The following is a 21167-nucleotide window of genomic DNA, read 5'->3' as shown; positions in this document are numbered from 1 at the left end:
CCGGATTATTGCTCGCGCGCACCGCGGAAACGTGCTGCGACACGGCCCGCCCGTGTCGCGACGGCGTTAACCGGCACGACATGTCGCTGCGCCGAAACATTCGCGACCGCCCGTGCGCCGGCTGCGGCCGCGCTGTGCCGGGAGTTTCGGCCGGAAAGTCGGGCTGAGCGGCCGTCGGGCGCGACACACCGATTTGTTCCGACGGTAACCAGCCGAGCATCCGACGGCCGGTTACTTGACCCATGCCTCTGGCTGACGCGCACCGCCACCTCGGCGTGCTGCCCGCCTGGGCTTTCTACGGCGGCCCGCCGGTGAACCCCGACATCGACGCCCGGGCGACGGTGGACGAGCTGCTCGCCGACCTCGACCGCGAGGGCACCGACCGCGCGCTCGTCATCCCCAATTACGGCGTGCCGCAGGTCGAAGCGACCTTCGCCCTCAACGAGGTGGTGCTCGAGGCGGCCGCGCGGGACGATCGGATCAGCGCCGGCCTCTACGTCTCGCCCCTGCCGCAGGACGCCGAGCTGACGGACAAGGCGCTCGCGCTGGCCGGCGAGCCCGGGGTCAAGGCCCTGAAGACGACGTTCCTGCTCGGCGGGTCGCCGTCGGACGCCGCCTGCGCGCCGCAGCTGGACGCGATCTTCGCCGCGGCCCGCCAGCACGACCTGATCGTGCACGTGCACACCTCGCCCGGCGCCGCGTCCGACATCGACGAGGTCGGCCTGCTCGTCGACCGGTACGCCGATGAGGTCAAGATCCACCTCGTCCATCTCGGCGGCGGCATGAGCGGGCACATCAAGCTGATCGGCGGCCGCTTCTTCGACTGGATCGCGGCCGGCAAGCGCGTCTACACCGACACCAGCTGGGCGATCGGCTTCGCGCCGCGCTGGCTGGCCGCCGAGATCGAGCGCCGCGGCGTCGGCCACGACCGCGTGCTGTTCGCCAGCGACGAGCCCTGGGGCGACCACGCCGGCGAACACGCGCGGCTTGCCGCGGCGGCGGGCGACGGCGAGCTCGCCCGGCACGTGTTCGCGGACAACTTCGCCGCGCTCTACGACTGACTTCCACCGCACCCGTCCTGCATCACCCACCGCACGATGAAGGAGACACCATGACCGCCGTCGAAGAGACGATCGACCAGCAGCTACGCGAGAACATGGACAAGGCGCTCGCCGAGATCCCGCACCCGTCGCTGCCGAAGGGCACGAACATCTACGGCAGCACCAAACTGTTCCCCGACTACCAAGCCGAAAAGGGCGAATCGTTCTTCACGCTGGTGCACGGCATCGCGCACGAGTCCTCGGTCAGCTTCGTGGCTGTGCTGCAGGCGACCCGCGCCCTGCGCAAGGGCTTCGAGTCTGCGCTCTACTTCTACGGTCCCGGCTCGATCAACTGCATCGCCAACCGCGGCTTCCCGACGACCGGCGACGCCGCGTTCCCGGGCGAGACGAACATCAACGCCGCGCTCGAGACGTTCATCGGCGAGGGCGGCACGGTGTACTGCTGCCGCTTCGGGCTCGCCCTGCACGGCGCCCGGGAAGAGGACCTGATCGCCGGCGTCATCCCGGCCCACCCGCTCGACGTGCAGGACGCGGTGATCCACTACGCCCGCAAGGGCGCGATCATCAACTCCACCTACATGGTCTGAGTCGGCGTGCTCGTGACCTCCACCAGCCTGCGGGCCGACCTCGCCGTGTGCGGGGTCGCGGTGGACGCGCCCGTCTCGCGCCGGGCCGGCGCCGGGCCGTCCGACGACGGCCACGTGCTGCTGGGCGGCGTCGGCGTCGCGCTGCCGATCGTGCAGCGCAGTAAATACACGGTGCGCGAGGGCCGGCTGCTGCTCGACGGCGCCGACCTCGGCCTCGAGATCACGCCGGTGCAGCGGCCGAGGTTCTACGACCTCGTGACCGCCGACGGCGTGCCCTACGAGAAGATCGCGCGGCTGCACGGCGCGAACGTGCTGGCCACCACGGTGGTGCAGACGTGCATCCGCTATGGCGAGGACGAGCGCTGCCGGTTCTGTGCGATCGAGGAGTCGCTGAAGCAGGGGTCGACGACCGCGGTCAAGACGCCGGCGCAGCTCGCCGAGGTCGCCGAGGCCGCGGTCCGGCTCGACGGCGTCGCCCAGATGCTGATGACGACCGGCACCTCCGCCGGTCGCGATCGCGGCGCGCGGCACCTCGCCCGCTGCGTCGCCGCGGTGACCGCCGCGGTGCCCGGCCTGCCCGTGCAGGTGCAGATCGAGCCGCCCGGCGACCTCGAGGTGCTGACCGAGCTGCGCGACGCCGGGGCCGTCAGCATCGGCATCCACGTCGAATCGCTGGACGACGACGTGCGCCGGCGCTGGATGCCGGGCAAGGGCAGCGTCCCCATGGCCGAGTACCGCGCCGCCTGGCGCGAGGCCGTCCGGGTGTTCGGCCGCAACCAGGTGTCGACCTATCTGATCGTCGGCCTCGGCGAGGACCCGGACGACCTCGTCGCCGGCGCGGCCGAGCTGATCGACCTGGGCGTCTACCCGTTCGTCGTGCCGTTCCGGCCGATCGCCGGGACGCTCGCGGTCGACGTCGATCGGGTCGCCGCGCCGCCCTCGTGGCAGGTCGCCGACGTGACCGACCGGGTCGCCGAGCTGCTGGTGTCCGCGGGCATGCGCGGCGCCGATCAGCGCGCCGGGTGCGCGGCCTGCGGCGCCTGCAGCGCGCTGGCCACCGCGGGCGGATGAAGGCCGCGATGACCGACGTCCTTCTTGGCCCCGCAGCGGCCCCGCGTCCGGCGTGGCGCGCCGCTGCGCGGGCAACCCCGGCGATCAGCGAGGGCGAGCTCGGGCAGGTGCTGCTGGGCGCCCATGGCCGTGCCCGGCGGCCGTGGGCCATCGACATCGCCTCCGACCTCGCCACCGTGCGGGCATACCATGCGGTACGGCATGGCGTGTTCGTCGACGAGCAGGGCCTGTTCGCCGGCTCGGACGCCGATGACGTCGACGACGACCCGCGGGCGCTCGTGCTCGTGGCGCGTGCCGACGACGGCTCGGTGCTCGGCGGCGTCCGGTTGGCGCCGGCCGTCGCGCCGGACATCGGCTGGTGGGTCGGCAGCCGCTTGGCGGTCCGCCCCGAGGCGCGGCACACCGCGGGGATCGGCCCCGCGCTCGTCCGGGCTGCCTGCGCCCATGCCGAACGGCTTGGCGCGCTGCGCTTCGACGCGACCGTCCAGCGAGCCAACGAGCAGCTGTTCGCCCGACTGGGCTGGCGACGCGTCGGCGCCGCCGAGGTCGCCGGCGCGCCGCACGTGCGCATGCGCTGGCCGATCGGCCGGCATGCCGCCCAGGCGCGCGCCGCCAAGTCCGCCCTGGGACCGCTGCTGGCCGGCCTGCATCTCGGCGGCGTCGGGTTCGTGGGCGACGACGGCGCGCCGGTGCCCGGCAGCGACCTCGTCGCCGCGTGCGACGCGATCGTCCCGTCGCTCGTCGAGCGCGATCCCGAGTGGGCCGGTTGGTGCGGGGTGCTCGTGAACGTCAACGACCTGTCGGCGATGGGCGCGGCGCCGGTCGGCCTGCTCGACGCCATCGGCGCGCGCGACCCGTCGTTCGCCGCGCGCGTGCTCGCCGGGTTGCGCGCCGCGGCCGTGGCCTGGGACGTGCCGGTGCTCGGCGGCCACACGCAGTTCGGCGTGCCGGCGGCGCTTTCCGTCACCGCGCTCGGCCGCACCCGGCGCCCGGTGCCGGCGTCCGGCGGCCGTCCCGGCCACGCGGTCACGATGACGGCCGACCTCGGCGGCGACTGGCGGCCCGGGCACACCGGCCGGCAATGGGACTCGACCACCTCGCGGACAGGCGCCGAGCTGCGCATGTTGGCCGGCTTCGTGGCCGACGCGCAGCCGGCCGCGGCGAAGGACGTCAGCATGGCCGGCGTCGTCGGCACGCTCGGGATGCTCGCCGAGGCCAGCGGCTGCGGCGCGGTGCTCGACGTCGCCGCGGCGCCCGTCCCGGCCGGCGCCGGGGTCGCCGACTGGCTCGGCTGCTTCCCCGGCTTCGCGATGCTGACCTGCGACGAGCCCGGCCGCGGCGTCCCGCCGGCCGGCCCGGCCACGAGCGCCGTCTGCGGCGAGCTCGTCACGGGTCGTGCGGCCGGCGGCGTCGCCCTGCGCTGGCCAGACGGCGAGCTGACCGACGGCGTCCCGGGGCCGGTCACCGGCCTCGGCGCCAGCCGCTGCGTCGAGGTCCGTCATGCCCTGGGCACGTCATGACGACCGCTGAGCATGACGCTTTCGACTCGACGAAGGACCCGACATGGCCGAACTGACCGTCGCCGCCGTCGCCGCCAATTTCGGGCGCGACCTCGACGACGCCTTCGCCCGCATCGCCGTCATTCTCGACGACGCTCGCGCCCGCGGCGCCGGGCTGGTCGTGTTGCCCGAGGCCTCGCTCGGCGGCTACCTCGCCAATCTCGACGGCACGGGCGAGGTGAACCTGCCGCCCGCGCTCGAGGTCGACGGGCCGGAGGTGCGCCGCCTCGCCGCACTCGCCGGCGAGCTCGTCGTCACCGCGGGCATGTGCGAGGCCGACGGCGCCCAGCGGTACAACACCGCGGTCGCCATCACCGGGGACGGGCTGCTCGGCGTCCACCGCAAGGTGCACCAGCCGTTGGGCGAGGGCGCGTTCTACGCCGCGGGCGACTCGTTCGCCGCGTTCGAGACGCCGATCGGCCGGCTCGGCATGATGATCTGCTACGACAAGGCGTTCCCCGAGGCGGCCCGAGCGTTGGCCGTCGACGGGGCCGAAATCGTCGCGTGCATGTCCGCGTGGCCGGCGGCCCGTACCCACTCCTCGCCCGACCTCGCCGACGACCGGTGGACCCGCCGCTTCGACCTGTTCGACCGTGCTCGCGCGCTGGAGAATCAGTACCTGTGGGTCTCGGCCAACCAGTCCGGCGCCTTCGGCGACCTGCGGTTCGTCGCGTCGGCGAAGGTGGTGGACGCCGGCGGCGACGTGCTCGCCACCACCGGCACCACGGAAGGCGTGGCGTACGCGAGCGTCGACCTCGCCGGGATGCTCGGCGCTGCGCGCGGGCCGATGTTCCACCTGCGCGACCGCCGCCCCGACGCCTACTCCCTCGCGGCGGTGTGACGCGGTGGCCGCCGACGCAACGGAAAGCACGCCGCAGCACGTCCCCGTCGTCGTGGTCGGCGCGGGTCAGGCCGGCCTTGCGGTCAGCTGGCTGCTCACCCGCGACGGCGTCGAGCACGTCGTGCTGGAACGCGACACGGTCGCGCACGCGTGGTCCGACGCGCGGTGGGACTCCTTCTGCCTGGTGACGCCGAACTGGCAGTGCCGGCTGCCCGGCTACCACTACGCCGGCCCGGAGCCGGACGGCTTCATGGTCGGCGATGAGATCGTCGAGTGGCTGGCCGGCTACGTCGCCAGCTTCGACCCGCCGGTGCGCGAGCGGACGGCAGTGACGTCGGTGCGGCCGCTCGACACGGGCGCCGGCTTCGCGGTCCGAACGGCGGCCGGCGACTACCTCGCCGACCAGGTCGTGGTGGCCACCGGCGGTTACCACACGCCGGCCGTGCCGCGTGTCGGCGAGCGGCTGCCGGCGTCCGTCGCGCAGGTGCACTCAGCGCAGTACCGCAGCGCTGCGCAGCTGTCGGCCGGCCCGGTGCTGGTGGTCGGCACCGGGCAGTCCGGGGCGCAGATCGCCGAGGATCTGCACCTCGCCGGCCGGGAGGTGCACCTCGCCGTCGGCCGTGCGCCGCGTTTCGCCCGGCGCTATCGCGGCCGCGATGTCATCGCCTGGATGCAGGACACCGGACACTACGACCGCCCGGTCACCGAGAAGCCGGTCGAGGAACGCACGCAGGACCGCACGAACCACTACGTGACCGGTCGCGACGGCGGACGAGACATCGACCTGCGCCTGTTCGCCGAGCAGGGCATGACGCTGCACGGCCGCCTGGCCGGCATCGAGGACGGCCGGCTTTCCTTCGCCGCCGACCTCGAGCACAACCTCGACGCCGCCGACGCCGTCTACAACGGCATCAACCAGTTGATCGACGAGCACATCGCCGCGGGCGGCATCGTCACGGCTGAGCCGCCGAGCCGCTACGAGCCGTCGTGGCGTCCGACGGGCTACGCCGGCTCCGAGCTGGCGGCTGACGACCTCGCCGCGGTGGTCTGGGCGACCGGCTTCACGCGCGACTACCGCTGGCTGCACGCGCCGGTGTTCGACGGCGCCGGGCATCCGGCGCACCTGCGGGGCGTGACGCCGACGCCGGGCCTGTACTTCGTCGGCCTGCCCTGGCAGCACACCTGGGGGTCCGGCCGCTTCGCGGGCCTCGAGCCGGACGCGGCGCACATCGCCGAGCGCATCGCCGAGCGCATCGCTGCGCGCACTGCCGGGCACGTGGCCGGGCACGTGGCCGGGCACATCGCCGAGGACCCCGCGCCGCGGATGGTCGGGGCCCGCGCGAGCCAGTTCGCCTGATGCCGCAGACCCGGATCGCCGCGGCGGCCGCCCACTTCGGCCGCGACCTGCCGCGGTCGATCGCGCGCGTCGAGATGATCGTCCGGGCCGCGCAGAAGGCAGCCGCCGCGCTGCTGGTGCTCCCGGACGCGGTGCTCGGCGGCTACCTCGCCGACCTGCGCTCGCCGGATCCGGACGCGCTGCCGCCTGCGCTCGCGCCGGACGCGCCGGAGTTCCGCCGGATCATCGGGATGCTCGGGGAACTGGTGGTGTGCCTCGGCTACACCGAGCTGTCCGGCGGCCGTCGGTACAACTCGGCGATCTGCCTGAACGGCGACGGCGTGCTCGGCCGGTATCGCAAGGTGCACCAGCCGCCCGGCGAGGCGCTGGTGTACGCCGCCGGCGACCGCATCGCCGCGTTCGACACCCCGGTCGGCCGGCTCGGCATGCTGATCGACTACGACAAGACCTTTCCGGAAGCCGCCCGCACCCTCGCCCTGGACGGCGCGCGGATCATCGCGTGCCTGTCCGCGTGGCCCGCGAGCATCACCCAGCGCGCGCCGCGGCTGACGCAGGACCGGCAGTCCCGCCTGTTCGACCTCTACGACTGCGCCCGCGCGGCGGAGAATCAGGTCGTCTGGGTGTCGGCGAACCAGACCGGCACCACCGGCGGCCTGCGCTTCCTCGGCCAGTCGAAGGTCGTCGGGCCAGGCGGCGAAGTGCGGTCGCGCACTTGGGCGAAGGCCGGCCTGGCGGTCGCGGAACTCGACGTGGACGCCGAGATCGAACGGGCCCGGCTCGTGCTGCGCCACCTCGACGAGCGGCGCCCCGACCTCTATCTCGACAAGTGACGTGCGCGTCGCCCTGCTGACCTACTCGACGCGCCCGCGCGGCGGGGTGGTGCACACTCTCGCGCTCGCCGAGGCGATGGCCGAGCTCGGGCACGAGGTGGACGTGTGGTCGCTGGCGCGCGGCGGCGACGGCGGGTTCTTCCGCCCGGTGTCGCCGGGTGTCGGCGTGCGGCTCGTGCCTTTCCCGGACGTCGAGGACGAGGACGTCGGCGACCGCATCGTCCGCTCGATCGACGTGCTCGGCGACGCGTTCGCCGGGATTGGCCCCGCAGCGGCCCGACACGCCGGGCCGGGCGCCGCTGCGGGGCATCGGCAGGGGTACGACGTGGTGCACGCGCAGGACTGCATCAGCGCGAACGCCGTACCGCGCTGCGTGCGCACCGTCCACCACCTCGACACGTTCACCACGCCGCAGCTCGCGGCCTGCCACGAGCAGGCGATCGTCCGGCCCTACGCGCACGTCTGCGTCTCGGGCGCGGTCGCCGCCGAGCTCCGCGCCGGCTGGGGGATCGAGGCGACGGTCATCGCCAACGGCATCGACGGCGGCCGGTTCGCCGCGGCGGCCGACGACGCCGACGGCATCGCGGCGTGGCGCCGCCGGCTGGGCCGTTACGTCGTCGCGGTGGGCGGCATCGAACCGCGCAAGGGCAGCGCCGACCTCGTCGAGGCGATGGCGCTGGTGCAACGCGTCGACCCGTCGCTGCGGCTGGTCGTGGCCGGCGGCGAGACGCTGTTCGACTATCGCGAGTACCGGTCGGCCGTGCTCGAACGCGCTGCCGAACTCGATGTCGACCTCGAGCTGCTCGGCCCGGTGTCGCACGACGCGCTGCCGTCGTTGGTCGCCGGGGCGGCCGCCTTGGCGTTCCCCTCGGTCAAGGAGGGTTTCGGCATGGCGGCGATGGAGGCGATGGCGGCGGGGGTGCCGGTGGTGTTGCGCGACCTGCCAGTGCTGCGCGAGGTGTTCGGGCCGGCCGGCGCGTTCGCCGCGACGGTCGACGAACTCGCCGCCGGTCTGCTCGCCGCCGCGGCCGCGCCGGACGCCGGCCGGCTCGCGGCGGGACGTGACCTGGCGGCGAAGCACACCTGGACGGCCGCCGCCGAAGCCCACCTCGAGTTCTACGCGGCACTCGGCCGATAGCCATGTGCATACCGTGCGGTATGGCATTGTCAGTCGTCAACTCTCGGCCGGCCGCCACGCCATGCGCAGGTCCGGCGCCCCCTCTTCGTTGTCGCCTTCCGTTCCGCCGACCACTTCGAAGCCGCGCGCGACGTAGAACCGGCGCGCCGGCTCGTTCGAGGTGAACACCCAGAGCGCCAGCCCGTCCGGCCGTCGCGATTTCGCGTGCGTGAGCAGCGTCGAGCCCACCCCGCCGCCCTGCGCCTCCGGAACGACGAACAGCCAGTGCAGATCGGCGTCGGCCAGCACGAGCACGCCGACTACCGCGCCCGTCGCGTCCGTCGCGACCCACGTCTCGCGCTGCGGGACGATCACCTCGGCGACGTGCGCCCGGACGTCGTCGTCGGGGTGCACCCCGGCCGGCATCGCGTCGCCGGCCGCCGCGCGCGAGCGCAGGTAGACATCCGCCACCGCCGGCGCGTGTGCCGCGCCGGCCCGGACGATCCGCATGTCGGCGCCTCCGCTGCCTGATGGAGTGGACGAGCACCTCGGCGCCACCGGCCTGCTGCCGGCGGCACGAGCGAGCCTCTAGTCTCCCAGTGTCGCCACCTGGGAGGGTCATGCTCCGGCCTGCCGTTCGTCTCGCCCGGCTGTTCGTGGTGGTCGCCTTCGGTGCGCTCGCCGCAGCTGGGTGTTCCTCCGCGGTCAGTGGGACCGGCGCGGTTGCCGGCAGCGCGTCCACCACGGCCGACTTCCCGTCCACCACCCCTGCGCCGACGCAGCCGGCTCGTTCATCGTCGTCCGACCCGTCGATGCCGGCGTCGACGCCGGCGCCGACCGTCACCCCGACCGCGATCACCGTCACCGGAACCAGTAGCCAGCAGACGTACCAGGCGCAGGTCTACGCCGCCGACGACATCTCCGACTGCGCCGCCCACGCCTACGGCGCGACGATGGTCGCCTTCCTGAAAGCCCATCAGTGCGGGCCGACCCACCGGACGCTCGCGCTCGTCGACCTGGCCGGTCAGCAGGTCGTGGTGTCCTCGATCGCGACGTCCTTCGCGGGCACCTCGCAGGATCCCTACGGCGTGTCGATCCGGTTCCAGAAGCTGGAACTGGCCGACGGCACCGGCAGCATCGACGACTTGCTCCGCGAGGGCCACTCGATACCCGGGATCGCCACAGCGGTGCCGGCGCACGAGGCGTTCCAGGTCGTCGGCCAGGACAACGGGGTCGACGTCTTCGACGCCTGGTACGCCTCCGGGCCGACCCGCGATCAGGACCGCACGCTGCTGAACCTGGAGCAGGACCTTTTCCTCACATCGCTGACGTCCGGCCGGTGAGCTCGATTGACCGGCCGCGCACCCGGGGTAGGCCACCGGCGTACCCGAGCGTGAGGGAGCAAGCGCATGAGCGAGAGCGGCGACGTCAAGCCGGCCGGCGAAGGCGTCAGCGACGAGGAGATGGTCAAGCAGGTCGGCGAGCAGACCGACAGCGAGCTCGAGTGGAAGGACGTCTTCGAGCGGGAGAAGGACGGCGCGGCGAGCGACACCGAGGCGGCCAAGGCCACCGGCGACGAGCTGAGCAGCTAACCAGATTCTCCGCCCGCAGCACCCCACTACGCTCGGCGCCGTGGCCGAGCGCGGGGTGCTGTTCGACTTCTCCGGCACGCTGTTCCACATCGAGCCGCCCGCCGACGCGGTGCGGATCGCGCTCGGCGATGAGCTGCTGCACCTGGTGCCTGAGCTGGTGCGCCGCGGCGCGCTGAACGGCAGCGCCCGGCCGCCGGACGTGCCGCCAGAGCTGTCGGACGCGTGGGACGACCGGGACCTGTCCGCCGACGCGCACCGCGCCGCGTACGCCGGGGCCGGCCAGCTGGCCGGTCTGACTGCCGAGCAGGCCACCCGGCTCTACGACCGGGGCGTCGCGGCGGACGCGTGGCTCGCTTACCCGGACACCGTCCGGACGCTGCGCGAGCTGCGCGCGCGTCAAATCCCCGTCGCGGTCGTCAGCAACATCGGCTGGGACCCGCGGCCGGTGCTGGACCGGCACGGGGTCGCCGAGCACATCGACGTCCTCGTGCTGTCCGACGAGCGCGGCGTCGTCAAACCGGACCCGACGATCTTCGCCATGGCCTGTGCCGAGCTCGGGGTTTCGCCGCGGCATTGCGTGATGATCGGCGACAACCCGGACAACGACGGCGGCTGCGTCACGCTCGGCATCGAGTTCCGGCTCGTCGACGAGGACCCGGCCCGCCGACCGCCCGACGCGCTCTGGGTCGCGGCCGGCTTGGCTGGCGCCTGCCCGCGCCGACGGCTGACCGCCGACGGCTGACCGCGGCTACTGGGCGCCCCCATACATCAGCGAGCCCGGGGTGGTCAGTTCCTCGCCGGTTTCGAGCCACGTCTTCAACCCGGACAAGATCATCGGCCAGCCGCCGTAGAGCTGGCTGTTCGCTCCGTCCGCGAGCTGGTCGTGGGTCACGGTGAGCCGGCAGGAGTCGCCGATCGCCTCGATCTCCCAGGTGACCCGGCTGGTGCCCTCGCGCTCGACGTCCTCGTTCCAGAGCGCGTGCATCGACTGCACGAGCCGCCGGGGCGCGTCGACCTCCAGGTTGACGCCCTCGCCCAGCGGGCCAGGGGCGCCGCTGTGCACCATGCGAAACGCCGACCCTGGCGCGATCTCGCCCTCGACGCGGATGCCGAATTGATAGCGCGCGCGAACTTGCGGATCGACGATCGCCTGCCAGAGCCGCTCCGGCGTCGTCCGGATGTAGATCTCGAACACCTTTTCCATCTGCGCCTCCAGGTCGTGTTTCAGGTCGACGAGACCGCCGGCCCAGGTGCCGGTGTATTTGCTGACCCAGCGGTCGTAGACCTGCCGGATTGGCACCGGATTGAGGTAGTGCAACTTCTCCCGGCCGCGGCGCCGGGCGACGACCAGGCCAGCTGCTTCCAGCAGGGCGAGGTGCTTGGCCACAGCGACCCGGCTCATGTCGAAGCGCCGGGCCAGCTGGCCGAGCGGCTGCCCATCGGCGGCGAACAACTCGTCCAGCAGCCGGCGACGGGTGGGATCAGCGAGCGCACGGAACACCGCCTCCACGCCGCCACAATAGGAAACCTTTTGGTTTCCTGTCAAGGATTGGCTCTCGCCGGCATCCGGTGTCTGGGCGCGGGCGCGGGCGCGCCATCGAGCACACTTGACACGTGTCGATCCGTCCGCTGCTCGCCGTCGGGCTGGTGCTGGTGGCGGCCGTCGGCTGCTCGAGCAGCCCGCGCAAGGCGGCGGAGCCCGCGACCGCGCCGGCCACCACCGCCGCGCCTGCGGGCCTGGTGCGCTCCGTGGGGGCCGAGCCCGAGGGGATCGTCTACGACGCGACGACCGGCACCGTCGCCGTCGCGGTGCGCTCGCCGGACCGGTTGCTGCTGCTCGACCCGAGCACGCTTGCGGTGCGCCGCACCGTCGCGCTGCCCGGTTCGGCGCGACACCTGCAGCTGGCCGCGCCCGGCGGCCCGGTGCTCGTGCCGGCTGAGACGGCCGACGAGCTCGTCCAGGTTTCGTTGCGCGGCGGGCCGGAGGTGCGCACGAAGGTCGAGAAGCAGCCGCACGACGCGGCCGGCGTGAGCGGTGGGAAGGTCGTCGTCGGCAACGAGTTCGGCAAGTCGGCGTCGGTGATCTCCGACGGCAAGGTCGTGCGCACGATCCGCGGCCTCACCCAGCCGGGTGGTGTGGTGGGCGACGGGACGATCTTCGGCATCGTCGACGTCGGCGCCTACCGGCTCGACACGTACGACCTGAGCACCTACCGGCGCAGCGGCACCATCGCGGCCGGCAAGGGTCCGACCCACGGCGAGCTGATCGGCGGCGGCAGAATCGCCGTGGCAGACACCCGGGGCAATCAGTTGCTGATCTTCGACGTCTCCCCGCTGAGGCAGGTCGGCGCGCTGGCGTTGCCGGGCGCGCCGTATGGATTGGCGGTCGACCGGCTCACCGACACCGTGTGGGTGACGCTGACCGGCAGGAACAAGGTCGTCGGCGTGGCGGTGTCGGCGCCCGCGCCGAAAGTGATCGCGAGCTATGACACCGTCCGCCAGCCGAACACCGTCGCGGTGTCTCCGGGCTCGCGCTCGATCTGGGTGACCGGCACGCAGGCGGGCGTGGTCCAGCGGATCAGCCGCTGACTCGACTGCGCTGGGGGCGCCGGCAATGCGTCACCCAGGTTGGAGGCGCACTATGGGGTCTATGGCTGCCGCCGAGATAGCCCCACCGCCCGCTGCGAAGCTCGGGCGTGCGCGCCGTCGCCTGCCCTGGGCCGCTCCGTTTGTCGTCGCCGGCGCCGTGGCCGCGGGCGTGCTGGTGGTCAACGCGTCGACGTCCGCCGCCAGCCCTAACCTGCCGGCGCGGACGGCGAAGCAGCTGCTGATTGCCGTCCAGTCCTCGCGGGCGACGACGTTCTCCGGCGACATCCGCGAAGTCGCCAACCTGGGCCTGCCGTCGCTGCCGGGCGCCGCCGGGTCGAGCGCCTCGCTGTCCTGGCAGACGTTCGTCGCCGGCTCGCACTCCGCCCGGGTGTGGTCTGACGGCGTGGACAAGCAACGGGTCGCCTTGCTCGGCGAGCTGTCCGAGGCCGACGTCATCCACAACGGCCGGGACGTCTGGACCTACACGTCCCAGTCGAACACCGTGACGCACTCGGTGGTGCCGAAGGGCAAGGCCGGCGAAACGGCAGCGACAGCTGACCAGCCGACCCCGGCCGCCGTCGCCGACCAGGTGCTGAAGACGGTCGGCCCGAGCACCGCCGTGCACGTCGACCCGCCGAAGACCGTGGCCGGGCGGAGCGCCTACACGCTGGTGCTCGCGCCGCGCGACGCCAACTCGACGGTGCGCGAGGTGACGATCGCGATCGACGCGGCCAAGCACATCCCGCTGCGGGTGCAGGTGTTCGGGGCCGCGTCGTCGCCGGCGTTCGAGATCGGCTTCACGACCATCAGCTTCGCCAAGCCGGCCGCGTCCACCTTCGCGTTCCACCTGCCCAAGGGCGCGACCCTCTCGAACGACCCGCTCGGCGCGAGCAGCAACCGCCACGACGGCCGCCGTTTCCACCATGACGGGCGCCTGCGGCCCGAAGGGCGCCTGCGGCCCGCCGGATCTTTCGGCCACCGCCCGAGCGCCGCGGCATACGGCGCCAAGCCGAAGGTGATCGGGTCCGACTGGACCTCGGTCGTCGAGGCCTCGGGCGGCGACCTCGTCGGCGGCCTGCTCGGCGGCTCGAATCTGAACGACGTCACCACAGCGGTCGGGACCTCGGGCATGCGGCTGCTGCACACGGCCCTGATCAACGTCGTCCTGCTGCCGGACGGGCGAGTGTTCGCGGGCGCGGTCAAACCCACTGCCCTCGAGCACATCGCGGCCAGCGCACCGCGCTGACCGACCGGTGAGCAGCCCGACGCCGCCGACGGCCGCAACGGATCCGGGGGCGGATCCACCGGCGGCGACCGCACCCGCTTCGAGGGCGCCAACTGCGCCCGCCTGGACGGCGCCGACCGCCGACGCCGCCGAACCGCTCGCGGTGCGCACGGTCGGCCTCACGCGATCCTTCGGCGAGCAGATCGCTGTCAACGGCGTCGACCTCGCGGTGCCGCGCGGCGCGATCTATGGCTTCCTCGGCCCGAATGGCTCAGGCAAGACGACGACGATCCGAGTCCTGCTGGGGTTGATCGCGGCCGACGCCGGCTCGTTCGAGCTGCTCGGCCAGCCCATGCCGCGCGCCTCGGCGCGGGTGCTCCCCCGCGTCGGGGCGCTGATCGAGGGCCCGGCGTTCCACCCCTACATCACCGGCCGGGACAACCTGCGCCGCCTCGACGCGAGCGATGCGACCGCGAACCCGGCGACGTCCGCGCAGCGCATCACCGAGGCGTTGGCCCGGGTCGGGCTGACCGCAGCCGCCGGGAAGAAGTACCGCAACTACTCCCTCGGTATGAAGCAACGACTCGGGTTGGCCGCCGCGTTGCTGCAACCGCGCGATCTGCTGATCCTCGACGAGCCGACGAACGGACTCGATCCGCAGGGCACCCGCGAGGTGCGAAAGCTGATCCGCGACCTCGCCGCGGACGGTGCCACGGTCCTCGTGTCCAGCCACCTGCTGAGCGAGATCGAGCAGGTCGCGACGCACGTCGGGATGATGTCCGGCGGCAAGCTGCTACGCCAAGGCACCTTGCACGACGTGCTCGCCGACGGCGTCCCAACGATCCGGATCGACACGCCGGACGTCGAGGCCGCGACGCTCGCCATGCGCCGCCTGGGCCTCGACGCTTCGGCGGGCGGGCCAGACGGCCCGGTCGTCGCGCGGCTCGGCTCGCTCGCGGCCGAGGACGTGGCGGCGGCGCTCGTGCAGGCCGGCGTGCGGCTGCGCGGGTTGAACGTCGAGCGTCCCGATCTCGAGGACCTGTTCGTGTCGATCACCGGGGAGGGCTTCGATGTCCTCCGGTGAGCTGTCCTCCGGTGAGCTGTCCTCCGGTGAGCTGTCCTCCGTGGACGCAGACCTGTCTGTGCAGCGCTACCGCGGCGCGTTCGCGCGTCTCTACCGGGGTGAGATGCGGCTGCTGCTCAGACGCCGGCGCAACATGATCCTGCTGGCAGTGCTCGCCGTGGTGCCGATCGTCATCGGCATCGCGGTCAAGGTCAGCGATCCGCGCGGTGGCGACGGCCCGCAGTTCATCGGGCGGGTCACCGGCAACGGCCTGTTCCTCGTCTTCACCTCGCTCACCGTCTCCATTCCGTTCTTCCTGCCGCTGGTGATCGGCGTGATCGCGGGCGACTCGATCGCCGGGGAGGCGGGGCAGGGCACGCTGCGCTACCTGCTCACGGTGCCGGTGCCGCGCGCCCGGCTGCTCGCGATGAAGACCGCGGCGGTGGCGAGCTTCACCGGCCTCGCCGTTCTCGTGGTGTCGGTGGTCGGGTTGATCGCCGGGGCGGCGCTGTTCGGACTGCACTCGCTGGTCCTGCTGTCCGGCGACACCGTCGGGCTCGGCGACGGGCTGCTGCGCACGCTCGGCATCGTCGCCTATGTCACGATCGCCCTTTTCGCATTGGCCGCGGGCGGGCTGCTCATCTCCACCTTGACCGAGAACGCCATCGCGGCGATGGCGGCGACCATCAGCATCGCGGTCTTCTCCGCCCTCCTCGACGCGGTGCCGCAGTTGTCGGCGATCCATCCGGGTTTGCTGACCGACCACTGGCTTGGGTTCGGCGAGCTGCTGCGCTCCTCGATCAGCGTCGCGGACCTGTCTCGTTGGACGGCCCTGCACCTGGCCTACGCCGCGATCTTCCTGAGCATCGCGTTCTCCCGGATCACGACGAAGGACGTCACCAGCTAGAGAAACGGCCGGCGAGATTGCGCCGCACGGGTCGCGGGAGCTCAGGTGACGGCCGAAGCTGTCGATAAGAGCCCCATGCGGCTGCCCGGAGGCATCGCCCGCGCGACCAGCGTGCGGCGGCTGTTCGCCGTCTATGCAGCCGTGACGTTGGTCCCGGTCGTGGTGCTGGGCGCGGCGCTGCTCGTCGTGGTGCGGTCGCAGGCGGACTCGCGCGGTCTATCCGACGGCGTCGCCAACGCCAAGCTGATCGAGGGCGCCGCGGTCTCGCCGATCATCAGCCAGCAGCCGCTCGGCGCCAGTGCGACAACGCTGCCGCCTGCCAGCCGCGTCGCCTTGTCGCGGGCCGTGCGCACGACCATCGCCGCCGGCCAGGTGCTGCGGCTCCGGCTCCGGAACCTGGCCGGCCGGGTCGTGTATGCCAGCGACGGCTCGAGCGCGACGCCGGACGACGACAACGCCGAGAAGGCGGCCAACGGGCACACCGTCGCCGAATTGACCCGGCTCAACGCCGACGACGCCAGCGGGCCGCGCGGACCGCGAGCGGTGGAGGTGTATCTCCCGTTGCGCGGCGAAGCCCGCGGACGCCCGCTCGGCGTGCTGGAGATGTACGTGCCGTATTCGCCGATCGCGTTGGCGATCGAGCGGGATCAGCGCGGCGTGCTGCTCACCATCACCGGCGGCTTGCTGCTGCTGTGGCTGTGCCTGGTCGGCGTGTCGGCGTCGGTGATGGGCCGGCTGCGGCGCGAGTCCGAGGCCAACGCCTTTCTCGCCACGCACGACGCGCTCACCGGAGCGGCCAACCGCGCGCAGTTCACCGAGTGGGTGAGCTCGCGCAAACCCAGTCGCGGCCGGGACCGCGCGTTCGACAACCTGGCGATCGCGCTGCTCGACCTGAGTCGGTTCCGGCTCGTCAACGACACGCTGGGCTGGGAGAGCGGCGACGAAGTCATCGCCGTGACGGCGACGCGAATCGCCGCGGTGCTCGGCGAGGACGACGGCTTCGCCCGGCTCGGCGGCGCCGAATTCGGCGTTCTGCTGCGCGGGCGGTCCGCGGGCGACGTGTTGCTGATGATGGACCGGCTGCGCGCGGTCGTCGCCAAGCCGATGCTGGTGGGCGGGGCACCGCTCGCCGTCGAGGCGTCGGTCGGCTTCACCATCGGGCGCTCGCCGGCGCGTTCGGCCGACCAGCTGCTCCGCGAGGCGGATGTCGCGCTGACGACCGCCAAGCGCGAACACAGTCCGGTCGTGCGGTTCTCGCCCGAGCTGGACCGTTACGACTCCCTCGCGCTCGCGCTGCTGTCGGATATCCGCGGGGCCATCGAGCGCGACGAGCTGGTGCTTCATTTCCAGCCGAAGCACGACGTTCGCACCGGCGCGATCGTCGGCGCGGAGGCGCTCGTGCGCTGGCAGCACCCGACCCGCGGTTTGCTGTATCCCGACGCGTTCATCGGCGCCCTGGAGCAGACCGAGCTGATCGAAGACCTCACCCGCTGGGTGATCAGGACGACCTGCCAAGTGCTGCCGTCCCTCGACCCCGAGGGCCTGCTCAGGGTCGCGGTCAATGTGTCCGCGCGCAGCCTCCTCCGGCCGCACCTCGCCGACGAGCTCACGACGCTGGTGACCGCCGCCGGCATGTCGCCGAGCCGGCTCGCGCTGGAGATCACCGAGACGTCGATCATGACCGACCCGGAGCGCGCGGCGCGGACCGTCGTCGCGCTCAGCGCCGCGGGGTTCGCCATGTCGGTCGACGACTTCGGGGCCGGGCAGACGAGCTTGAGCTATCTCGTGATGATGCCGTTCGACGAGCTGAAGATCGACCGCGCCTTCGTCATGTCGATGCGTGACGATCCGCGCAATGCCGCGATCGTGCGAACCGTGATTGAACTGGGCCGCAGCCTCGGCCTGTCGGTGACGGCCGAAGGCGCGGAGACCACGCAGGTCCTCGACGACCTCGCGGCTCTTGGGTGCGACACCGCGCAGGGGTATCTGTTCTCGCGGCCGGTCAGCGCGGTTGAGTTCGCGCTGTTGCTGCACCGTTCGCGTTCCGCCGCGCGCGTCTGACCGCCGGCTGGCTGACCGCGCGACGACAATGCCGGCATGACCTCACCCGGATTGTCGACCACACCGACAACGCAAACCGCCCGGCACCCCAGCGTCGCCGCTGAAGTCGAACGACGCTCGGCAGATGTCCAGCTGCGCATCGCCGACGCCATCACCAAGTTCGCCGGCTCGATGATGTTCGTCTATGTGCACGTCATCGTCTTCGCCGTCTGGATGCTGGTCGTCGAGAAGAGCCCGTGGCCCACGCTGACTTTGATCGTCTCGCTCGAGGCGATCTTCCTGTCGACGTTCGTGATGATCGGGCAGAACCGGCAGGCCGACTTCCAGCAGCACAAGGCCGATCACGACTTCGTGGCGAACGAGCAGGAGCTGCAGGCGAACACTGCGCTGACGAAGACGATCGCCGACCTGACCCGCGAGATCCACTCGACCATCTGCGTCCCGGGCGGCTCGAGCACGAACGCGCCGTCCACGTGATGGTCAATCAACAAGCATGAGGCCGGACGGGCTCACCAATCAGCGGCCGTCAGCGTCACCCACACTCGTTTGCCGCCGGCGTGCTCGTCAGAGCCCCATTCGCTGGCCAGATGCTCGACCAGGAACATGCCGCGGCCGCTCGGCAGGTCGCGGGACAGTTCGCGGATGACTGGTCGGATCGACGAGCCGTCAGCCAGCGACACGCGCACCCCGTCAGCTTGGCGGACCAGCTCGAGTTCGAAGCTGTCGGTCAAGGGGGAGTGCACGATCGCATTGGTGACCAGCTCGCTGATGACGAGTTCGGCTTTGTCGCACACCTGATCCGGCAGGTCCCAGCCAGGCAGCAGCCCGATCACAACGTGTCGGGCGGCAGCCAATCCGAGTGGCGTCGCTGGGATGTCCATCGATGCCCGCCACTGGCCCACCAGCTGCTCCCATCGCCTGGCCGCATTCGGCCGATTGGATCGCGCGGGCGTCCAGCGTGGTGGTGCCTCAGGCACCTGGCGGACTCGTCGACTGCGAGCGCTCGGTGTCGCGGGTCCATCGATCGCCGAATACCCAGACCTGCCTGGACGTGCCCGGCTTGAGCTGCTGCTCGACATCGGCAAAAGGCCGACGCCTCGGGCTTGGCTGCGTGATCAGCAAGTGGACCTTACGCCTCTTTCTCCGCAAAGTGGTCGCGTGATCGTGGGTCGGTGACAGCTGGGCCGACGGACGGGTCGGCGCCTGCGGTGTATGTCGGCGCCGGGGTGGACACCGGCGGTAGCGTCGACCGAGTCTCATATGCACCGCTGGCGCTCGTCGCGCGTTCGAGGAGGTCGATGATCGTTTCATCCCGCCGGCCAGCCCGAGCGTCGATCCTGGAGGAAGCCGAAGCGGCCTCGCCGGTCGACGCCGTCGACGCCGTGACCGGCCAGTTGGCCGTCGACCTCGACGCCCGCCACGTCGGCTTCCTCATCGCGGACTTGTCCGGTCGCGCGCTGGTCAGACTCGGCGTTCCGGGGGAGTCGAAGTCTTCCCACGAGCGCGGTCTCGGGTCCGAGACCGCCGACTCGCTGCCGTTCACCGACCCGATCATCGAAGGCGTGCTGCGCGAACAGCACGGCACCGCGTTCGCCGAAGGGGACGGCTGGCGAGTCCTCGCCCCCGTCACGCAGCGCGGCGAGGTCATCGGGCTGCTCGAGGTTCTGCTCGCGAACGAGCCGTCCGCGCAGACAATCGAGCAAATCAGCCAGGTCGCGCACACGCTGGCGTTCGTGGTCATCGTCAACCGGCGGCACACCGACCTGTTCGAGTGGGGACAGCGATCGACCCCGTTCAGCCTGAGCGCGGAGATCCAGCGTCGGGTGCTCCCGGCGGCGTTGACCTGCGAAGCGGGATCGTTCACGCTGTCCGGTTGGCTGGAGCCGGCGGCGACAATCGCCGGAGACACCTTCGACTACAGCCTCGACCGGGACACGCTGCATCTCTCGATCACCGACGCGATGGGCCACGGGGTCTCCAGCGCGCTCACCGCGACCGTGTGCGTGAGCAGCTTGCGCAACACCCGGCGCACCGGCGGCTCGCTTCTCGAGCAGGCGGCCGGGGCAGACGAGGCGGTGCGAACGTATGCGCGCAACGCCTTCTGCACCGGCGTGTTGGGCCGGCTGGCGTTGCGCACCGGTCTGCTCGACCTGGTCAACGCCGGCCACGTGCTGCCCCTGCGCGTTCGGGAGGATCACGTCGAGGAGATCGAGCTGCCGGTGGATCTGCCCTTCGGTCTGAACGCCGACTGCGCCTACCGCTCGACGTCAATAGCACTCGAGCCGGGCGACCGGCTCGTCTTCGTCACCGACGGCATGCTCGAACGCAACGCCGCGGCCATCGACGTGGCGGCGATACTTCTTCAGACCCGGCACGAGCACCCTCGGGAGACCACGCGACACCTTGCCGACGCCGTCGTGCAAACCGCAGGGCAGACGCTCGCCGACGACGCCACGATTCTTGTTTTGGATTGGCACGGCGCCCACGGGCAACGCCGAGAAAGTCACGCGGGCGCGAACTGAGGCGCACGATATCGAGTGCGACGCGGTGACGATCTCCATGATCACCGGTTGGGTCGCCGACGTCCCGACTGGGTCGCGGCAGTATGGGGACATGACCACCAAGTCCATCCCGGCCAGCCACCACGACCTCGTCACCTCCGCAACGGTCGCGCTCTCCACCATCAACGACGACGGCAGCATTCAGACCACGGCGGTTTGGGTGTTGCTCGGCGACGACGGGCTGCTGCGCACCTCGTTGGCCAAGAACCGGAAGAAGTACGACAACCTGCTGGCCCGACCGAACGCCACGGTGTTCTCGATCTCCCCGACCAATCCGTTCCACACCCTCGAAGTCAGGGCCACGGTCGAGATCGCCGACGACGACGCCCAGCGCAGCTTCATGGCGAAGCTCATCGGCACGTACGGGCAGACGCTGGAGTCGATGGCGGAGCAGGCGCAGGAGGACCGCGTCGTCGTCACTTTCTACCCGACTCGCGTCCGCGCGCAGGGCTGACCGGCGCCATCGGTTAATCGCAAGGACTGACCCGCTGGCGCTCGTTGCTGGCGGGGGCAGGGCTGCCTTGTCCGGGTCGTTTTGGTCGGGCTGTGGGACATCGCCGGGTCGCGCGTGGAGTCGCCGGGTCGCGCGTGGAGTCGCGGGTGTCGCGCGGGTGTCGCGTGGTGTCGCGTGTCGGCTGGATTGTCCTGCTTTGGTCGCGCTGAGTCGCCCGAAAGTAGATTCTGACTACTAAGAGTGAGGGACCTTTGGCCCTTGGGTAAACCTTGATTACCAGGAACCGCCCGGG

22 protein-coding genes are annotated in these 21167 nt (G+C 71.8%); 19 read left to right on the top strand and 3 right to left on the bottom strand.

Annotation, left to right across the window (positions count from 1 at the left end; genetic code table 11):
• Positions 1-242 precede the first annotated feature (242 nt).
• From ACFFBG_RS17005 to ACFFBG_RS16970, 8 genes are read left to right on the top strand one after another with little or no spacing between them, the layout of a single operon-like run.
• On the top strand, positions 243-1061 hold the full coding sequence (locus ACFFBG_RS17005; protein WP_375480747.1) for an amidohydrolase family protein: 819 nt from the start codon (positions 243-245) through the stop codon (positions 1059-1061).
• Positions 1062-1111: 50 nt separating this feature from the next.
• Positions 1112-1648: an MSMEG_0572/Sll0783 family nitrogen starvation response protein gene (locus tag ACFFBG_RS17000; protein WP_375480746.1), complete on the top strand. Its 537-nt coding sequence runs from the start codon at positions 1112-1114 to the stop codon at positions 1646-1648.
• A 12-nt stretch (positions 1649-1660) separates the two neighbouring features.
• Positions 1661-2719, top strand: coding sequence for an MSMEG_0568 family radical SAM protein (locus ACFFBG_RS16995; protein ID WP_375480780.1), 1059 nt, complete (start codon positions 1661-1663; stop codon positions 2717-2719).
• A gap of 8 nt (positions 2720-2727) precedes the next feature.
• Positions 2728-4239, top strand: a complete 1512-nt coding sequence (locus ACFFBG_RS16990; RefSeq protein ID WP_375480745.1) for an MSMEG_0567/sll0787 family protein — start codon at positions 2728-2730, stop codon at positions 4237-4239.
• A gap of 43 nt (positions 4240-4282) precedes the next feature.
• Complete coding sequence (locus ACFFBG_RS16985; protein ID WP_375480744.1) at positions 4283-5119, top strand: carbon-nitrogen hydrolase family protein; 837 nt, start codon at positions 4283-4285, stop codon at positions 5117-5119.
• A 4-nt stretch (positions 5120-5123) separates the two neighbouring features.
• Positions 5124-6476, top strand: a complete 1353-nt coding sequence (locus tag ACFFBG_RS16980) for an MSMEG_0569 family flavin-dependent oxidoreductase (protein WP_375480743.1) — start codon at positions 5124-5126, stop codon at positions 6474-6476.
• A complete protein-coding gene (locus tag ACFFBG_RS16975) occupies positions 6476-7306 on the top strand; it encodes a carbon-nitrogen hydrolase family protein (RefSeq protein WP_375480742.1) in 831 nt (276 codons plus the stop codon). Before ACFFBG_RS16980 ends, ACFFBG_RS16975 begins: the two co-directional genes overlap by 1 nt.
• Position 7307: 1 nt before the next feature.
• Positions 7308-8444, top strand: coding sequence for an MSMEG_0565 family glycosyltransferase (locus ACFFBG_RS16970; RefSeq protein WP_375480741.1), 1137 nt, complete (start codon positions 7308-7310; stop codon positions 8442-8444).
• A 36-nt stretch (positions 8445-8480) separates the two neighbouring features.
• Here the strand turns inward: ACFFBG_RS16970 and ACFFBG_RS16965 are convergent, their stop codons facing one another.
• Positions 8481-8933, bottom strand: coding sequence for a GNAT family N-acetyltransferase (locus tag ACFFBG_RS16965; RefSeq protein WP_375480740.1), 453 nt, complete (start codon positions 8931-8933; stop codon positions 8481-8483).
• A 110-nt stretch (positions 8934-9043) separates the two neighbouring features.
• Between ACFFBG_RS16965 and ACFFBG_RS16960 the strand changes: the two genes are divergently transcribed.
• The 3 genes from ACFFBG_RS16960 to ACFFBG_RS16950 all read left to right on the top strand — a co-directional run bounded on the left by ACFFBG_RS16960 (position 9044) and on the right by ACFFBG_RS16950 (position 10757).
• The gene (locus tag ACFFBG_RS16960) at positions 9044-9766 is read left to right on the top strand and encodes a hypothetical protein (protein WP_375480739.1); all 723 of its coding nucleotides are present in this window, start codon (positions 9044-9046) and stop codon (positions 9764-9766) included.
• Between the two features lie 66 nt (positions 9767-9832).
• Positions 9833-10015 (top strand): hypothetical protein, encoded by a 183-nt coding sequence (locus tag ACFFBG_RS16955; protein WP_375480738.1) that lies wholly within the window; start codon positions 9833-9835, stop codon positions 10013-10015.
• Between the two features lie 40 nt (positions 10016-10055).
• On the top strand, positions 10056-10757 hold the full coding sequence (locus ACFFBG_RS16950; protein WP_375480737.1) for an HAD family hydrolase: 702 nt from the start codon (positions 10056-10058) through the stop codon (positions 10755-10757).
• Between the two features lie 6 nt (positions 10758-10763).
• Here ACFFBG_RS16950 and ACFFBG_RS16945 read toward each other — a convergent pair whose 3' ends face one another.
• Entirely contained in the window at positions 10764-11525 is a 762-nt protein-coding gene (locus ACFFBG_RS16945; RefSeq protein WP_375480736.1) for an ArsR/SmtB family transcription factor, read from the bottom strand.
• A gap of 104 nt (positions 11526-11629) precedes the next feature.
• On the opposite strand from ACFFBG_RS16945, the gene ACFFBG_RS16940 reads away from it, so the two are divergent.
• The 6 genes from ACFFBG_RS16940 to ACFFBG_RS16915 all read left to right on the top strand — a co-directional run bounded on the left by ACFFBG_RS16940 (position 11630) and on the right by ACFFBG_RS16915 (position 18337).
• Positions 11630-12604 (top strand): YncE family protein, encoded by a 975-nt coding sequence (locus tag ACFFBG_RS16940; protein WP_375480735.1) that lies wholly within the window; start codon positions 11630-11632, stop codon positions 12602-12604.
• A 61-nt stretch (positions 12605-12665) separates the two neighbouring features.
• On the top strand, positions 12666-13850 hold the full coding sequence (locus ACFFBG_RS16935; RefSeq protein ID WP_375480734.1) for an outer membrane lipoprotein carrier protein LolA: 1185 nt from the start codon (positions 12666-12668) through the stop codon (positions 13848-13850).
• Between the two features lie 142 nt (positions 13851-13992).
• Positions 13993-14913 carry an ABC transporter ATP-binding protein gene (locus ACFFBG_RS16930; RefSeq protein WP_375480733.1) on the top strand — a complete coding sequence of 307 codons (921 nt, stop codon included), beginning with the start codon at positions 13993-13995 and terminating at the stop codon, positions 14911-14913.
• The gene (locus tag ACFFBG_RS16925) at positions 14900-15799 is read left to right on the top strand and encodes an ABC transporter permease (protein WP_375480732.1); all 900 of its coding nucleotides are present in this window, start codon (positions 14900-14902) and stop codon (positions 15797-15799) included. The genes ACFFBG_RS16930 and ACFFBG_RS16925 overlap by 14 nt, the downstream gene beginning before the upstream one ends.
• 75 nt (positions 15800-15874) lie before the next feature.
• A complete protein-coding gene (locus ACFFBG_RS16920; protein WP_375480731.1) occupies positions 15875-17860 on the top strand; it encodes a putative bifunctional diguanylate cyclase/phosphodiesterase in 1986 nt (661 codons plus the stop codon).
• 36 nt (positions 17861-17896) lie between these two features.
• Positions 17897-18337 (top strand): DUF1003 domain-containing protein, encoded by a 441-nt coding sequence (locus ACFFBG_RS16915; protein WP_375480730.1) that lies wholly within the window; start codon positions 17897-17899, stop codon positions 18335-18337.
• 32 nt (positions 18338-18369) lie between these two features.
• Here ACFFBG_RS16915 and ACFFBG_RS16910 read toward each other — a convergent pair whose 3' ends face one another.
• The gene (locus ACFFBG_RS16910; protein ID WP_375480729.1) at positions 18370-18741 is read right to left on the bottom strand and encodes an ATP-binding protein; all 372 of its coding nucleotides are present in this window, start codon (positions 18739-18741) and stop codon (positions 18370-18372) included.
• A gap of 417 nt (positions 18742-19158) precedes the next feature.
• On the opposite strand from ACFFBG_RS16910, the gene ACFFBG_RS16905 reads away from it, so the two are divergent.
• Both ACFFBG_RS16905 and ACFFBG_RS16900 read left to right on the top strand, forming a co-directional pair.
• A complete protein-coding gene (locus ACFFBG_RS16905; RefSeq protein ID WP_375480728.1) occupies positions 19159-20382 on the top strand; it encodes a PP2C family protein-serine/threonine phosphatase in 1224 nt (407 codons plus the stop codon).
• Positions 20383-20473: 91 nt separating this feature from the next.
• Entirely contained in the window at positions 20474-20875 is a 402-nt protein-coding gene (locus ACFFBG_RS16900) for a TIGR03618 family F420-dependent PPOX class oxidoreductase (RefSeq protein ID WP_375480727.1), read from the top strand.
• Positions 20876-21167 lie beyond the last annotated feature (292 nt).

Origin of the sequence: uncultured Jatrophihabitans sp. (genome assembly GCF_964251945.1) — a bacterium.
Classification (GTDB): Bacteria; Actinomycetota; Actinomycetes; order Mycobacteriales; family Jatrophihabitantaceae; genus Jatrophihabitans.
This window is presented reverse-complemented; position numbering and strand designations above follow the sequence as displayed.